The organism is Kitasatospora sp. NPDC058046, assembly GCF_042885595.1.
Taxonomy (GTDB): Bacteria; Actinomycetota; Actinomycetes; order Streptomycetales; family Streptomycetaceae; genus Kitasatospora.
Genome location: NZ_JBHVRS010000025.1, coordinates 60,407 through 75,175, shown reverse-complemented (window position 1 = coordinate 75,175; position 14,769 = coordinate 60,407). Strand labels below are relative to the sequence as shown.

Genomic DNA, 14,769 nt, shown 5'->3' with positions numbered 1-14,769 from the left:
GCAGGCGGCCGCACCGGTGTACGCCGGCCCGCGACGAGGTGATCGTCGTCGGCCTCGCCATCGCCACCCCGCCCTTACACCGACCGGGAGCGCCTCGAAGGCGCCGGTGCTCCAGCCGCGGCGGGACCCTGTGGCGCTGCGCCCAGCCGACCACCGCATTCCCGCTCCAGATTCCACCGCCCGCCACGGCTGCCCGGCTCCACCCGCCGGTCCCTACCGGCCGGTCCAGATACCCAGTCGCAGATCGCAGCCCGTCTCAGCGCGCCCGTCACGCCAGTGCCTAGACTCACGGACGGTAACGTCCTGGCAGCGACGAGGGGAGCATCGTGGAAGACCTTGCAGGCACCGACCCTGATCACCGCACCGATCAAGCTAGGGGGACACCCGCCGACCCGGGCAACCGCGGGTACATCTCCCTGCGGGCCTTCTTCGCCGACCCGGACAACCACGCGCCGCGCGCCTGCGCGCCCGCAGGAGCGGCACCGGCGGCGACCAGGGACGAGCCGCCGGCCCCGTCGGTGATCGACTCGGCGACCGGCAAGGTGCGCGTCATGTCGAGCCGCTGCGGCACGTGCATCGGCCGCCACGGCAACCCCGTCGGCCTCAGCCCCCAACGACTGCGCGAACTCGCCGGACTCCAACCAGACGGCACCTACGACGAGGGCCACACGGTCTGCCACATCACCCTGGAGGGCAACCCCGACCATCTGCCGGCAGCCGTGTGCGCGTGGGTTGCCGAGCACCCGCAGGCGGCCCCGCGCTCGCTCGTGATGCGCCAGGCAGCCTCCAAGGGAATCCTCTACATCGACCCGCCCGCACCTGGCCGCCCGTGACCCGGCGCCAGGACACCCGTCGGCCTGGCCCGGATCCGCGACCGAGCCCACGAGGCGCCGCGGCGGCGGTCAGCTGAGGAGTTCGTCCAGGACGGTCGCAGGGTCCGGGTGCGGGAACCCGGCCGGCCACCAGTCGCCGTGCTTGCGCCGGTACGGGTACCAGAGGTGCCGGTCGGTGCCGAGCCGCAGCTGCGCGTCGTGCCCGAGGACGGTGAGCCAGCTGCCGGACACCCGGATCCTGGGGGCCCCTACACCGTCCCAGGCGCTTCTGAGGCGCTCGCGCACCGCACCCATCAACTGAGGGTCCGCGGTCCAGGACTTGTCGAGGACGGCCAGGGCAGCGAGCCCGCCGTACTGCCAGGCCCGGGCGGAGCGGGTCAGGGAGGCGGGGGTGCGGCGCCCGCCGAAGGCCAGCCGGGTGAAGATCCCGTCCGGTGGCCGGGCCGCGGCCAGACGGACCAGGTCGTCGGCGACGTCGAGCGTCACCGGGCCGATGGGCTGGGCCTGATCGCCAGCGGGGAGGAGGGCCTGCCGCAGCAGGTACACGGCACGGGCGGCGGTGTCGGAGGCCAGGAACTCCAGGGCGGCCGGGTCGAGTCCCGGGACGGGCTCGGAGGCGGGACGCAGCTGGGCGATCTGGCCCGGCTCGTCGACCGGAGACGGCGGTGCGGGCAACAGGGGCAGGCCGGTGCGGGCGGCGGCAAAGGCCTCCCTAGCCGGAGTCCCGGTCGCGGCTGTCGGCGGCGCAGCAGGGGCGGTGGCGTCGTGGTCGGCGTTGCGGCGGTGCAGCTCGGCCATGAGCTCGCTCTCGCTGCGGCCCCTGAGCAGGAACAGCACGAACGGGTCGGTGTCGAGGAGTCGCGCGACCTGGTAGTAGAGCGCGGCGGCGTGCTTGCAGGGATCGCCCCAGTCCGGGCAGGAGCAGTCGGCCTGCATCTCCCGGGGGGACGGCAGCAGACGCGCGCCGGCCTGGGCGGCATCGTCGGCCAGGGCGGTGGGCATGTCGCGATCCAGCAGGGCGGCGATGTGCCCGGCCTGGGCGGCGACCGCATCAAGCAGCGCGTCCCAGGCTGATGGGGTGAGCGTGGGGATGCTCATCGAGGTGCGGTAGGGGGTGGGCCGGCTGCCCTGGATGCGTGCGGTGGCACGGCCGGGGGTGACGGTGATCTCGCCGACGTTGCCGGACCGGGCGTAGGTGCGTCCGCGAGCCAGGCGGCCGGTCGCGGAGCGGGACGGACCCTCCAGGGCCCGTACCCAGGCGTTGCCCCACCAGGTGTCAGCGAAGGAGCGGCCGAGCCGGGCCGCAGGCAGGGGAGGGAAGACCAGCCGGCGGTTGCCGTCCTGGCCTGGCCGCCGCGTCGGTTCGGGGGTCATCGGGCCACCTTCCGCAGGCGGACGAGATCGGCGAGTTCGGAATCGCTGAGCTCGGTGAACGCACGCTCGCCGTCCGTGCCGAGCACGGCGTCCGCCAAGGCCTCTTTCTTGGCGAGGAGTTCGGCGATGTTCTCCTCGACGGTGCCTTCCGTGATGAGGCGGTGCACCTGGACCGGCTGGGTCTGGCCGATGCGGTAGGCGCGGTCGCTGGCCTGCTTCTCGACGGCGGGGTTCCACCAGCGGTCGTAGTGGATGACGTGGCCGGCGCGGGTGAGGTTCAGGCCCGACCCGGCGGCCTTGAGCGACAGCAGGAACACCGGGACCTGGCCGGCCTGGAAGCGGTCGACCATCTCCTCGCGCCGCTTCACGGGGATGGAGCCGTGCAGGAACTGCACCGGCACACCCCGGTCCGACAGGTGACGCTCAAGCAGTCGGCCCATCGAGACGTACTGCGTGAACAGGAGCGTGGACCCGTCCTCGGCCAGGATCGTGTCCAACAGCTCGTCGAGGAGCTCCACCTTCCCCGAACGGCTCGCCGTCGCGCCCGGCCCGGCGTCGTCCTTGAGGAACTGGGCGGGGTGGTTGCAGATCTGCTTCAAGCCGGTCAACAGCTTCAGAACCAAGCCACGCCGCTCGATACCGTCGCTGGCCCGGATCGCGGCCATCGTCTCGCGCACGACCGCCTCGTACAGCGCCACCTGCTCCTTGGTCAGAGTGACCGGATGGTCGGTCTCGGTCTTCGGAGGCAGCTCCGGAGCGATCTTGGGATCCGACTTGCGCCGGCGCAGCAGGAACGGGGTGATCAGTGCCGATAGGCGCCGCGCGGCCTCGGGATCGCTCCCGCTCTCCGCGCCGCGCGCGAACCGGGCACGGAATTCCTTCAGCGAGCCGAGGAGTCCCGGGGTGGTCCAGTCGAGCAACGCCCACAGGTCCGACAGGTTGTTCTCCACCGGGGTGCCGGTCAACGCGATCCGCGCCGGGGCCCTCAGCGTGCGCAGGGCCTGCGCCGTCGAGGAGTGCGGGTTCTTCACGTGCTGGGCCTCGTCAGCGACGATCAACCCGTAGCTGTGCTCGGCGAGTTCGGAGGCCCGCAGCCGCATGGTGGCGTAGGTCGTCAGGATGAAGCCCGACCCGGCGCCGGCCAGGGCGCGCTTGCTGCCGTGGAAGCGCACCACGGACGTTCCGGGTGCGAACCGCTCGATCTCCCGCTGCCAGTTGCCGAGCAGCGAAGTCGGGCACACCACCAGTGTCGGCAGGCTGTGCGCGCGGTGCAGGTGCAGCGCGATAAGCTGGAGCGTCTTTCCCAGGCCCATGTCGTCGGCCAGGCAGCCACCCAGCATCAGGTCCGTCATCTGGACCAGCCAGGTCAGGCCCCGCAGCTGGTAGTCACGCAAGGTCGCGTTCAACGCGGCCGGCTGCGGCACCGGGCCGCGGCGCGCGGCAGCCTGCGGGTCGGCCAGACGCTCCCTCAGCTCCGCCAGCCACCCGAGCGCCGTCACCTCCACCTGCTCGCCGGCGACCTCGGCGCGGCCGGACAGCACGCTTCCCAGCGCCTCCGTGGGCGTGAGCGGGCCAAGGTCGCGGCTGCGGGCCCGGGCGAGGACAGCCGGGTCGATCAGCACCCACTGGTCCCGCAGACGCACCAGCGGCCGCGTCGCCTCAGCGAGCCGGTCCAGTTCGGCGGCATCCAGTTCCCGGCCCGCCAGGGTGATCTGCCAGCGGAACGACAGCAGCGCCCCGGCCGACAGCAGCGACGGCAGGTCCGACTCGGTCTTCTCCGTCGGCCCCACCACCGCGCGGGCCAGCAGCCTCTTCGCCAGTTCCTTCGGCCAGTGGACCTGAACGCCCGCTCCCGCCAGCGCGGCTGACGCCCCGCCCAGCAGATCGGCAAGCTCGGCGTCCGACAGGTCGAGCCCCACCGGCGCGGCCGCCTCCAGCAGCCGGCCCATCGGCGGCCACGCCCGCGCCGCCCGGCGCAGCCCCAGCAGCGCCTGCGCCCGCGCCTGCGGGCCGAACGAGGCACCGGCCGGCGACCGTCCCGACCACACGTCTCGGACGTCGGCGACCACACCGTCCGCCAGCTGGTGCAGCTGGACCACCGCCCGGCACCCGCCCGCATCCCAGCCGTCCGCGAACTCCCCCTCCCAGCCGCCCAGACCGGTACCTGGCAACTCGATCCGCAGGGACACCCGCACCCCGGCGTCCAAGCCGACGGCGACGTCGGCGGCCCACTGCCGGTGCTGCTCACCCACCAGCTGCGGCAGCGCCGCCGTCCAGAGCGGGCCACCAGCGGCGAGAGGCCCGGCCGGCGTGCGGGCCAGCGAATCGGCCAGCGCGTCCGCGAACGCCCGCACCAAGGGCTCGGCCTGCGGCAGTTCCACCGCGGAGCGCCCGGCGAGCGGCACGGCCCGGGCGTTCGGCGGCATCGCCGCCGCCAGCTCCCGCACCGCCGCGAGATCGTCGCGCTCGTAGGGACCGATCCGCCACGCGTCGAACCCGGCCGGGCTGACCCCGGGCAGCAGCCGTCCCCGCGCGAGCAACTGCAGCGCCTGCACCGCGGCGGCCCCCCAGAACACCGCCGCCGGGTCCGCGTCCGACATCCGGCGTGCCTCGACGAGGACCTGCAGCGCCCGCCCGACCGGTACAACCGCGGCCGGCACCTGGCGGCGGCGCACCGACGCACCGTGCGGGCGTACCACCGTCACCTGCCCCGTCGCCCCAGGCACGGCGCCGCCGCCCGGGCGCCAGAACACCACTGTGCTGGTGCGCGGCGGATCCGCAGGCACGAACACCGCAGCGCACCCCGCCAGCTCCTGCACCTGGGCGGAGCTCATCGCAGCCTGGCCGGCTTCCGCCCCGGCGGCAACGGCCGTGCCGGCCGGCGGATCAAGCACCACGCGCCATGCCCTCCGTTCCACCGCGGGCCGCACTGGCCCGCGCGGCGGCGAGCCTACCAACTGGTGTCAGCCGGCCGCCGGAGAACGGCGACAGTCCACCCTCACCAGGGACGCGCATCCACGGGAAGCTCGCGGCCGGGTGACCTGCCGACCGGTCGGGACGAGCACCCGGCGGGCAGGACGACGGGCCGGGGAACCAGGCGTCGCCAGGCGCGCCCCACGAGCAACCTGCGGCGGTGCCGCACGCCGTTGCCGGGCCGGCCGTGATCTGCGGCGCCGCCCAGGAAGGCGGATCGCTACGCCACGCTGACCCGCTCCGGCGCCGACCGCCGGAGCCTCGCGACGCCGTGCCCGCCAGCGCAGCAAGCCACCGCGCGCCGCCGACACCCCGGGGCACGGTCGGCGGGTTGCCCCGGCTTCGCCCTGCCGCGGCCATGTTGCCGAGTCCCGGCGGCGCAGGGACCGGTGACCTTCACGGTCGCCGGCACCCACGGCCCGCGAGTGTGCGAGGTACTCCTGCCGCACCCGGCTCAGCTCACCGGCAGGTCCTCGGTCACCGCGATCCCTGCCATGGGCTGCCCGTCGCGGTCTACCAGCTGCGCTCAGATCCCGGTCCACGGCGAGCCGGTGATCGGGTCGACGAGCTCCGGCATGGCGCTCTGCCCCTCCGCAGTGGCCCGCACGACCTCCGCGACGACCCGGTCCATGGTTCCGTCGATCCTTACCAGGCCTGCTGAACGGGCGAGCTGCACCAAGACAGGCGGCAGCGCCGTCCCGTGACGAGCCAGACGAATGACGCCGAGCAGTGCGTCGCGCCCCTCACGGCCGGCCCCCTCCAGGAACCGTAGTCCGCCGACGGTCCACCTGATCACCGGCGTGTACGCGCGGGCCCCGGTGCGCAGCAGGTCCCGGCCGTCATGATCCATGGCGGGCTGGGGCCGGGGCGAGGTCTGCAGGTCCACCAGGACGGTGTCGGCGATCAGGTCCGCCAGCCGTTCCTCCTCCAGGAGGTCCCTGCCCTCGATCACCCGGCGGTTCTGCGGGTCCGGAGCGGCGGCCCGCACCATCAGGTGGTCGAACGGGCCGGGGTCAATCACCCCCGACAGGCCTGGACCCCGTTCCTCCCCGGGACGCGGGAACCGTGGTGGGTCCCGGTCCAGAATCTGGCCGTCGGCGTCGGCGGCGGCCACCGTCATCGCCCACGGGACCGTCGAGTTCCGGATCAGGGTCCAGACTGTGCAGAGGTTCTTGTGCGCCCTGCTCTCGCCGTCGACGCCCGTGTACACGACCTTCAGGACAGCATCGGTGTCAGGAAGACTGTGGACCTCGACCGGCAGTGCCCACAAGCCGAGAAACTGCTCCAGCAGGAAGGCGTCAGGGAAGGGCACATCACGCCGGAAGACGGACGTCGGGAGGCCCAGCAGCTCCCGCAGCCAGGCCGCCGAACCCACCGGATCGGCACGCTGCATCCGGTCGACGAGGTCCCAGACGACGCTGCGCATGGCCAACTCGACGAGCGGCGCCGGGCGGACGGTGACACTGCTGTGGTCGGGGCCCACTCGCAGGGCGCTCAGGCTCGGTGACGGCCAGCCGTTCTCCAGCTCGTGGACGACCCGGTGGAGTATCTGCGGGGTGATCCGGCCCTCGGCGGGCAGGCGCCCGGTGGTCACGGCCTCGACGGCGTCACCCAGAATCCGCTCCTTCAGGTCGCCGAAGTCATCTGCTGCGGTGCCGCCGCAGTCCCAGACCGAGAGGGGCTTCTCGTCGGGGTCGAGTACGACCTGTAGGTCCCACGGGCACCACGCCTCGATCAGGTCCACGGCCGTGCGCAGCCCGGTGGAGCCGTCGGAGCACGTGAGGACCAGCGCCGCACGGTCCGCGGCGTGCACGGTCAGGCTGCGGACTCGGCGCCCGAGCCACTGCTCGAGGGCGGCGGGAGCCGGAATTTCGGGTGCGATGGACATGTCCCTCCCCGGGATGGCAAGTGGGCGCGCCTCGAAGTCGGCGCCGCCCCGCGCATGCGGGGAAGGTGGCTCTCCTGGTCACGGTAGCAGCCGAACGCGCAGCGGGTGCCCGGACCTGACGGTTCTGCATGCACCACCGCGCGCTGCCGGGAGCTTGATCCGGGCCGACCAGGGCTCACGAGGACCAGGGGCTCGGCGGTCGTTGGTCCTAGGGCCTGTGTGAGGTTGCGATCAGTCGGTGTCTCGCAGGAGGTCGTCGACCCAGATCATCGAGGCGCGGAGGTGGAGGCCGGCGAGGTAGCTTTCGGGCTTCTTGTCGCAGCGGGTGGCGATGCCTCGCCAGGCCTTCAGCCTGTTGATCAGGCGCTCGACGGTGTTGCGCTCCTTGTAGAGATCCGCGTCGTGGCCGACCGGCCGGCCACCCCTGCTGCCCTTCCTCTTCCTGCTGGCGGCCTGGTCCCTCTTCTCCGGGATGACCGCCTTGATCCGGCGTTTACGCAGGTAGGCGCGGTTGCCGCGGGACGAGTACGCCCTGTCCGCGGCGACCGCGCCGGGCCGCGTGCGAGGACGGCCAACGGGCAGACGGACCCGCACCTTCTCCAGCACGGGGACGAACTGCGGGCTGTCACCGGCCTGCCCCGCGGTCAGCACGAGTGCCAGGGGACGGCACCTGCGGTCGGCGGCCAGATGAACCTTGCTGGTCAGCCCGCCCCGGGACCGTCCGAGGAGGGCTTCCTTCAGGCGGAGCCCACGACGGAGCCGGGCGCGTCGCCGCTCGTCCTGTCCGTTCTGTTCCTGCGGCTCGCCCCTTTTTGTCGGGTCTCCTCCTGCTCCCGCGCGGCCTCCTCCAGGGCCTCCATGATCTCCTCGTCGACGAGCATCCCGGCGGCGTCGTGGTGAGCCCGGACGGACGTGGAATCCACGCTGACCAGCGACAGGTCCGCTGTCCCCTCACGAGCGGCCTTGGCGATCAGGCCTTCCAGCAAGGCGGTGAAGACGCCCGCGTCCCGCCAGACACGGAATCGGCCGTAGACCGTCGGCCAGGGACCGAACTCGGAAGGCATCTCCCGCCACTGGGCGCTGCAGCGGAACCGCCAGATCACGCCCTCGAACTGCTCCCGAAGCCGCTCGGGGTACGGTCCGAACCTCCCGATCGGCAGATAGGGCTCGATCAACTTCCACTGCTCGTCCGTCAGTTGCCTGCGCGTCACAGCCAACCGTTCTACCGGGTTCTGCCCTCAGGCGAGGGCAGAACCCGAAGACTGATCGCAACCTCACACAGGCCCTAGGCCACGGCAGCGATCCGTGTTCCGGAGCCACGATGGATCCGCCCTCGGCGCACACGTCCACCTGCCACCCCAACACCGGCCCGGATCCGGCGTTGCCCACCGAACCACGCCATCTGGTGCGGGCCGGGACCCGGAACCACAGACGGCGCCTCCGCCGGGCGTTCGCACCACCAGAGTCGCACCGTCCGCACAGATCCGCCAACAACCGCAGGACATCCACCCGGTCGCGCCCGCCCTGCACCTGAACGGAAACCAGATACCACCCCAGGAACAGACGGTGAATCTCCGGCACCGGACCACCGTGCCGGTCCACGTCCACCACCCGGCCCGCAGGGCCCGTCGCCACCGCCCCACCACGCCGCAGCACCGACCACCACCGGTGCACAAGCACCGGATCGCACGTCGCCGCACAGAAACCCGTGGCACCACCCGCCCTCGGCGAGGCAGCCGCACTCCAGCGCTGAATGCGTCACGTAGCCCGGACTCCTCCGGCTACACCGCCCGCAGCCGGCAAGGGACGTCTTACGGTTCGACGCGAGCGGGAACACCGGCATGTCCCGGGCCGCGAACCACAACACCAACAGCAGACCCTCCTCCCGGCCCGCGCTCACCATGCCACCACCTGGCATCGCATCACGCCGCCCCAGCACACCGAACCGCCTCGCCAACCCAGACCGGCCGGCCGGGGTCACGCACGTCCCAGCCCGCCCAAGCCTCATCCAGCAGCACCCCTGACACCACATCGACCACACCCTCGGGCACCAGCCGCAACGGCGGCCGCGCCGGCGCCCGGCGCTCCTCCCGCTGCTCCAGCAGAATCCGCCAAGCCTCCCGCTGCGCCGCGTGGGCGTGGCGGCGGCGCTTGCCAAAGCCGTCCGTTCCCCGCGCCCGGGCCACCGGGCGCAGCAGGTCCTCGTCCGCCCGTACGCCGCCGTCACCGGCGAGCGCGGCGGGCAGGTAGACCAGCCCGTCGGCCTCCACGACCAGGCCGTCGGCGCCCAGCCGGTCCAGGCGCCGGCGCACCGTGGTGCGGTGCACACCGAGGGCCGCCGCCAGGTCCTGCGGAGTGCGGCCCTCCACCGGGTCCAGACAGGGCAGCAGGCGCGCGCCTGTTCCGGCGCTGCACGACCATCGTCACCGGCACCGGCGGGAATCCGCAGCGTCCACGCCCCACTCGCGTGCGGGCCGCCCTGCGAGGACCTCCGTACCAGCCAGCCCGCCTTCTCCAGCCGCTCGTTGCTGTCCTCCGTGGTCGAGCGGGCGCACCCGATCAGCTCTGCCAGCTGCCGGACCGATGCGTGGTGCTCCAGCCCGCCGGCCCGCTGGGCCAGATCCAAACGGGCCGTCAGGTTCCGCTCGTCCACCCCACCCTTGGTCCCCCGCCATACCGTCCGCTCGACCGCCTCGCGAACCCGCGCGATCTGCACCAGCGCATCCGCACGGCACGTGACGGCACCCGACCGGCCGACGAACGCCCGCGCCCGCACCAGCATCTCCCCCAGCTTCGCCTCGGCGTACCGGTCACCCTTCGACGTCCGCAGCGACCGCGCCCACGCCCCACCCACAGTCGGACGCAGGACCAGTGCCTCCCACCACTGCGCCGACGTCCACTCCCGGCCCGGCTGGCTGACCGCGACCGCGAGCGCCATCGTCAGCCGGTAGCCGCTGTCACCCCCGCTGCGCCCCTGGTAGCGACCCTCGACATCGCCCTCCAGCAGCAGCCGGCGCGCCCGCACCGAGAGCCCTGGAAGCCCTTCCACCCACGCCGTGAGCCGCCGCCCGGCACGCCGCCGACCCGGTCCTGCAGAGCCATCAAAATGCCCGTCGAAGTGCGAGCGCCGTCGTCCTGCCGTCTGCCCGCTCACGCCGCCCGCACCTCCTCCGACAACGGCCGAACCGCCCACCCCGCCAGCCGAGCCCCCCAGTCCACCCGCTCACGCGCAGCCGCCCGCTGCCCCCGTTCCGCTGAGACCCGCTGCTCCAGGAGGGTCTGCGCAGCCCGGACACGAGCGGCATCCCCGGCCGCTGCCGCCTGCGCGCGCACCCAGCCCGCATCGCCCATCCCGGCCAGCCGCCGGCACTCCGCGGCGACCACAGACCGCACCTCCGCCTCAACCTCGACGCAGCCACCAAGCCGCTCGCGGACCTCACGGCGCTGGTCCTCCAAGAGGTCCCGGGCAGCGGTCCAGCGAGCAAACGCCACCTCACCCTCGTCCGCACCCACGGCCAGCGACTCAGCCGCCCGCTGCTCGAGACCCACACTCAGCCGACGTTCGACCGCCGACCGCTCACCCCCGCCACCAGCCACCACCAGGTCGACAACTTCCGCCAGCAGCTCAACAACCTCGGCCCGCCACCCGCACACCGCACACCGCCCGGCCATCCCCGGCAACCCGCAACCCGTGCACGGCACAGCCAACCGCTGCTCCTCACGCACTCGCGCCTCGTCCCGCCGCAGCTGAAGGGCCGCCGCCGCCTGAGCCTGGACCTGGAGCTGGAGCTGGCCCTCACGGCGCACGGCCGCGGCCGCCGCCCGGACCTGAACGGCATGGTGGACCGCCGCGTCCAGGTCACCACGCTCCACACGACGCCCGCCAGCGGCCAGGTCCCGCAGCACCGCGCCCCGCACCGCACGGGACTCCCCGCGCTCGGACTCACAACTCGCGCAGGCTGCTGCGGAGTCGATGCGCACACCCTCGTCGCACAGCTCCGACCAGCAGTCAACACGCTGCCGAAGTCCACGGCTCAGCATCCAGCCGATCGGATCGGCCACCGGAACCGAGCCCTGCTGACCCATGCGACGAACGAACCGCGCCCGTAGTGCCCGCCCAGCACGCTCGCGGCCTACCAGGCCCGACAGGTGCTCAAGCTCCCCCACCACCAGCGAGCTGAGGAACTCACGACGCTCCTGCCGCGGCAGGCGGGACCACAGCCACACCACCGGCTCCACCACCCAGGCAAGCTCCCTGGGCACTGCCTCCGACGACGCGAAAACCGGCTGTTCCCTGCGAAGCGGGCCCGGTCGGTCCTCGCGCTCACGCGCACGAACCCGCCACAGTGGCTCACCCCCACCGGCATCGCCGGAACAACCACCAACCAAACCAGCACCAACACCATCAGGAGCAACCACCACCGCGTGGAGAGCGTGGAGCCCCGCACCACCGGCGCGCACCACAACACCGGGCTCCGACCCCTCCCCACCAGAGGCGGACCTAGGCCCCGCAAGGCCATCGGGCACGAACCCGACTTCAAGATCGCCAACCGCACCAGCGGAGCGCTCGCTGACCTCCACCTCCGAGAACCCGCCACCGGCAGCCAGACCGTCCTGCGGCGCAGCGGTGTCTGGGGCCTCGCCCGCTGCCTGGGCATCGTCAGGGGCGCCACCCGGGATGTCACCAACGGGCGTCCGGGGACGGGGAACCGCCAGCGGCACGCGATGCGCGGCCGCCACGGCTGGAACCAGCAACCGGCTCTTGCCCAGAAGCCCTGAACTCTGCTCCTCCCGGCACACCATGACGACGCCGGCCCGCACAAGACGGCCAAGAACCTTGGCGCCACCACCCGCCTTGCACCCCAGCACCTTCGCGACGGTCGCCGCGCACCGTCCACGACCGCGGGCCACCGACCCACCGACCAAAGAGGCCCGGCCGTTCTTCTGGGTCTGCAGGACAAGCAACAGGAGGGCGAGACGATCCGTAGCAGCGCCGGGGCCCTGACGGCCAGCCAGCAGGCCCGGCTCGGTGACCGGCCCGTCCTTCGGCGCCCAACCAGGGCCGAGTACCTTCTCGCACAGCCGAAGCAGCGTGGCGAGGTCCTGGCGTAGCAGGCGCAGCGGATGATCACCGCCGCCTTCCCGGGCAGCCCGAAGCGCCGTCAGCTCGCACACCAGCCCGGTGACCTGACCCAGGTCGTCCGTGGTGACCCGGGACTCGACCGCACCTGCCCGGCGCAGCAGCGGCAGGACGTTGTGCTCGATGTGGGACGTCCCGACCCCAAGCCACCGTCCGAGCTCAGCCTGGCGGATCCTGACACCGCAACGGCTCGCCGGCGACTTGGCCAGAAGAACAACGGCAGCCAGGCGCACAGCATCCGAAGCATCAGCAAGCTCGGGGCTGTCGAGAATGAACCGGACAGCCTTCCGCAAACGGTGGCGCATTGCAGGACTGAGCTGAAGTGCGTTGAAAATAGTGTCACTTGACCGTGACTGTGCCGCGAAGGGCGGGGGTGCGAGGTGCGACAGGGATGAGGAGCGACCTGAGTGGAAGCCAGCAGAGCAGACCTCTGGTTCTGGCAACACTGATCCGCCCCGTGGACTAGTACTGATGGCCTACTCCAGGGCTGAAAGTGGCAAAAACCATCTAGAGCCCGAGCGTCAGGAGCTAGATCGGGCACTGGTGGTGCAGCATTTGGTTAGGGGTTTGACTGGGGTGGTCCCTACCTTCGACCGGTCACGTGAGGCCGGGCACGGTCGTGCCACAGGAAGTCCCGATGGCAGAACGGCACCAGGCCAAGCCGAGGCGACGCCATAGAAGGCCGACCTGGGCGCAACTCTGCGGTGCGCCAGACCTCCGCAATGAGCGGAGCATGCAACGACCACAGGGTGAGACTCGCCTGCGCGGGATCGTGGGTGCCAAGGGGCTCAGTGGGTGAGTGAGACACAGATAGCCGAGGCTCCACCTCGTGGAGACGACTCGGCTGGGGGCTCTGGTAACCTCGGCTTTGGCGAGTAAGGCTACGAGCCTGCACGAAGCGGCGCCCACCCTGTTTGCGGCAGTTGGTGGGTGCCGTTTCTTTATGCTGCTATGTCCATCTGACCGTGGTTCTCCGGTTCGGCTAGGCGCCCCTGCAGATCGATGTGCCAGGCGCCGATCGGTAGGACTTGGAAGGGTTCATGCGAGATCGCGTCGTCCTCGCAGAACTCAAGAAGCTGGTAGTCATGAGTGATGAGCTTGGCGCCAGCAGGGTGCACGATGAGGCGGGACCGCTTGGGCAGCGGCTCGTCTGTAATTCTGAGTAGACGCTCAGCAACTATCGCGAGCGCCTCGTAGTCGCGCCGGATCGCAGCGGTAGTGCGCTCGTCCTGCTGCGAATCTCGATTGGTGGATCGAGTCGAGCCAAGCGCGTGCGCGATCCGGGCGAGGACCACATCGTTAGGCCGGAGCTGGCCGGCTTCCGGTAGCAGCCCGATGCGCGCCAGATTCTTCAGTGTGCCAGGACTCACACCTGACCACTCCGAAACCGTGCGCTGGGAGATAGTCCCGTCAGAGCGCACTGGTGAGCGGCGTGCCAACTGATCCTCCGTCCTTCCTCGATCGGTCGACCGTCCTGCGGGCGCGCTAAAGACTGGCAGCGCTGTGCCTGTGTACAAGACCGTCGTTCATCTTCTGACGAGGATCATACGACCCTCGCGCAGTTGAGATGACACCACCTAACGCGGTGTGTCGCTTCACAGTCAACGATCCTGGGGTCGACACGCCGTGAGAAAGCTACAGCTCGTCACCCCATTGCAGAGAACCTGCAGGTCAGGAACATTGCGCCTGGATCTGGGGCCTCATGTGAGCTTGATGCGCGAGGCGCTCGATGGATAGAGGGTACGGCAGACGGTCGGCCAGGCGGGGACCTGCGGGACAGGACATGCACGAGGGTCGTTCAGATTGCTGTCGGTGCGGCTGCGTGAGTGTGGCACCGTCGGATGCACTGGACCGGAGTCGTGGAGAAAAGTGGCCCTGCGGATGCGAGGGGGCCAGGTGTTGGCAGAAACGCGTTGAGGCGGTCTCCAATCGGAGACCGCCTCAACACCTACAGGCCCGCTACGCGGAGCCGGGTGGGCTGAGCTCGCTGAGGTATGCCTCGATGATGACGTTGATCATGTAGCCGTGAAGGCCATTTGCCTTGGCGAGGGTGAGCTCATCGAGCATGTCGTCGAGCCAGCTGTTGTTGGCGGCAGTGATGGTGTAGTGATTCGGGTCCTCGAATGGGTCGTCCTCGCCCAGCCAGCGCTCACGGAAAGCATCCGCCTGCGCGATCAGGGTCGCGACATCGGCGGTGCGACCGTACGTAAGGGCCGCGTCGACGTAGTGGCTGGGCTTGAGGTCCTTGATACCCAGCAGGCGTTTGTCGGTCAGCATCTGGCGGGTGAGGGCATCCGCGACCTCAGTGTTGAGCCGCATGTTGCGCTTGGTACGGGCCGTCTTGCTCGGAACCGCAGACTTGGCGATTCGGTAGCTGGTTGCCAGGAGAAGGTAGCCATTCGGCAATCCATGCACCTTCTTCGCCAGTGCTGGGGGAAGGGCGTTCGGGGCCGGGGCAGCGAGAGGGGCGCTGCTGATCTTGAAAGTCGGTGCAATCGCAGCGTTGTGTGAAGTGGTCACAGCAGGCAAGGTCGCGGCGACCGGTGCGGCGACCGGTGCGG

At 71.2% G+C, this 14,769-nt stretch carries 9 protein-coding genes and 2 pseudogenes; 2 read left to right on the top strand and 9 right to left on the bottom strand.

From position 1 onward, the window contains the following. Window positions 1-326 precede the first annotated feature (326 nt). Window positions 327-833, top strand: a complete 507-nt coding sequence (locus ACFVU7_RS36775) for a hypothetical protein (RefSeq protein ID WP_388049931.1) — start codon at window positions 327-329, stop codon at window positions 831-833. Between the two features lie 69 nt (window positions 834-902). Here the strand turns inward: ACFVU7_RS36775 and ACFVU7_RS36770 are convergent, their stop codons facing one another. The 6 genes and pseudogenes from ACFVU7_RS36770 to ACFVU7_RS36745 form a co-directional block, all read right to left on the bottom strand. Then, a complete protein-coding gene (locus ACFVU7_RS36770; RefSeq protein ID WP_388049928.1) occupies window positions 903-2,207 on the bottom strand; it encodes an SWIM zinc finger family protein in 1,305 nt (434 codons plus the stop codon). Continuing rightward, window positions 2,204-5,041, bottom strand: a complete 2,838-nt coding sequence (locus tag ACFVU7_RS36765) for an SNF2-related protein (RefSeq protein WP_388050063.1) — start codon at window positions 5,039-5,041, stop codon at window positions 2,204-2,206. The genes ACFVU7_RS36770 and ACFVU7_RS36765 overlap by 4 nt, the downstream gene beginning before the upstream one ends. Window positions 5,042-5,706: 665 nt before the next feature. Then, window positions 5,707-7,068: a hypothetical protein gene (locus ACFVU7_RS36760; protein WP_388049925.1), complete on the bottom strand. Its 1,362-nt coding sequence runs from the start codon at window positions 7,066-7,068 to the stop codon at window positions 5,707-5,709. A gap of 231 nt (window positions 7,069-7,299) precedes the next feature. Then, window positions 7,300-8,279: pseudogene (locus tag ACFVU7_RS36755) on the bottom strand (IS5 family transposase). Window positions 8,280-8,391: 112 nt separating this feature from the next. Continuing rightward, window positions 8,392-8,823, bottom strand: a pseudogene (locus ACFVU7_RS36750) (bifunctional DNA primase/polymerase); the annotation flags it as partial. A gap of 167 nt (window positions 8,824-8,990) precedes the next feature. Continuing rightward, window positions 8,991-9,437, bottom strand: a complete 447-nt coding sequence (locus ACFVU7_RS36745) for a hypothetical protein (RefSeq protein ID WP_388049922.1) — start codon at window positions 9,435-9,437, stop codon at window positions 8,991-8,993. A 366-nt stretch (window positions 9,438-9,803) separates the two neighbouring features. Between ACFVU7_RS36745 and ACFVU7_RS36740 the strand changes: the two genes are divergently transcribed. Then, window positions 9,804-10,019, top strand: coding sequence for a hypothetical protein (locus tag ACFVU7_RS36740; protein WP_388049919.1), 216 nt, complete (start codon window positions 9,804-9,806; stop codon window positions 10,017-10,019). A 199-nt stretch (window positions 10,020-10,218) separates the two neighbouring features. On the opposite strand, the gene ACFVU7_RS36735 is transcribed toward ACFVU7_RS36740, so the two are convergent. The 3 genes from ACFVU7_RS36735 to ACFVU7_RS36725 form a co-directional block, all read right to left on the bottom strand. Continuing rightward, on the bottom strand, window positions 10,219-12,513 hold the full coding sequence (locus ACFVU7_RS36735) for a hypothetical protein (RefSeq protein WP_388049917.1): 2,295 nt from the start codon (window positions 12,511-12,513) through the stop codon (window positions 10,219-10,221). Window positions 12,514-13,149: 636 nt separating this feature from the next. Then, window positions 13,150-13,578: a hypothetical protein gene (locus ACFVU7_RS36730; protein ID WP_388049914.1), complete on the bottom strand. Its 429-nt coding sequence runs from the start codon at window positions 13,576-13,578 to the stop codon at window positions 13,150-13,152. 589 nt (window positions 13,579-14,167) lie between these two features. Further along, a partial coding sequence (locus ACFVU7_RS36725) for a hypothetical protein (RefSeq protein WP_388049911.1) occupies window positions 14,168-14,769 on the bottom strand: 602 nt, incomplete at its 5' end.